At 38.4% G+C, this 661-nt stretch carries 1 pseudogene; it reads left to right on the forward strand.

From position 1 onward, the window contains the following. A pseudogene (locus C9E89_RS23620) lies at positions 1–661 on the forward strand (host specificity factor TipJ family phage tail protein); the annotation flags it as partial.

The following is a 661-nucleotide window of genomic DNA, read 5'->3' on the forward strand; positions in this document are numbered from 1 at the left end:
TTCAGGTCTACAGCTGGTTAATAACGATGATGCAATCTATCTTGATGATACATATACAGTTGAAGAGGTTGGGGGCAACTATATTAAGTTGGCTGATCCTGTTGCCGTAAATGTTGAGTGGGCACAATTGACACATTTGCCTAATCAATCAACTGAATCTATTGAGCTTGATATTACTTTAGATAAACTAGACCCCGATGCAAGTTGGGTGGGTTGGCATAATATCTTTATGGATGGTGCTGAATTTGCTTATTTTAATATTCATTTTCCGAATGGTTTATACCGTCAAAATTCGAAAGGTGGGACATCGACAGCGTGGACAACAGGTTTAATTCAGTATCAGTATATTGATGCGGATGGCGTGCCGATTGGTCAAATTTACGAAGTTGAATTAGGTTTTACAGATCAAACCAGAGTGCCGTTTGGGTCAACTAAAATTATTGAATTGGCTGCACGTGGTTCGATTCGTTTTCGCTTATGTCGTACTCGGACAGATATGGAAAACAATATTCAAGCTGAAATGCGAGTGAAAGATGTTTATCTGGCAAAGCGTAGTGATAAGTTGAACTACGGTAATATGACAGTAATTCAATCAGAGGCAGTTGGTAATGACGGTCTTTATTCAATTAAAGAGCGTAAATTAAATTGCTTAGTCACTCGA

Origin of the sequence: Acinetobacter sichuanensis (genome assembly GCF_003024515.2) — a bacterium.
GTDB classification, from domain to species: domain Bacteria; phylum Pseudomonadota; class Gammaproteobacteria; order Pseudomonadales; family Moraxellaceae; genus Acinetobacter; species Acinetobacter sichuanensis.